Source organism: Caulobacter sp. GW821-FHT09B11 (assembly GCF_059418205.1).
Map to the genome: position 1 here is coordinate 1 of NZ_JBWKPK010000070.1, position 604 is coordinate 604.

The 604-nt window shown below is 76.2% G+C and carries 1 protein-coding gene; it reads left to right on the forward strand.

The genetic code is table 11. From position 1 onward, the window contains the following. A partial coding sequence (locus AC07N1_RS25240; RefSeq protein ID WP_494674287.1) for a phosphoenolpyruvate-utilizing N-terminal domain-containing protein occupies positions 1–604 on the forward strand: 604 nt, incomplete at both ends.

Below are 604 nucleotides of genomic sequence, written 5' to 3' on the forward strand. Positions count from 1 at the left end.
CCGGCGTGCTGCGCGGGGTGATGGCCGCGCCGGGGCTGGCGATCGGCCAGGCCGTGCGGCTGGCGGTGGAAGAGATCGCCGTCGCCGAGGCAGGGGTCGGCGTCGCCGCCGAGCTGGCCGCCCTGGAGGCGGCCCTGGACGCCGTCCGCGCCCGCATCGCGTCCGCCGCCGAGACCGGCGAGGCCGCCCGCAAGGCGATCCTGGCCGCGCACCTGGCCTTCCTCGAAGACCCCGAACTGACCGCCGCCGCGCGGAAACTGATCGGCGAAGGCAAGAGCGCCGGCTTCGGCTGGCGGCGGGCCGTCGGCGGCTATGTCGAGGCGCTCAAAGGTCTGGGCGACCGGCGGCTGGCCGAGCGGGTCGATGACCTGATCGACCTGGAGCGCCAGGTGCTGCGGGTGCTGCTGGGGCTGGAAGAGGAGGGCGTGCGGGCCCTGCCGGCCGGCGCCATCCTGCTGGCCGACGAGCTTTTGCCCTCGCAGCTGATGGGCGTGGATCCGACACGGGTGGCCGGCTTCGCCACCGCTCGCGGCGGCCCCACCTCGCACGTGGCCATCCTGGCCGCCGCCATGGGCCTGCCGGCCCTGGTCGCCGTCGGTCCTGG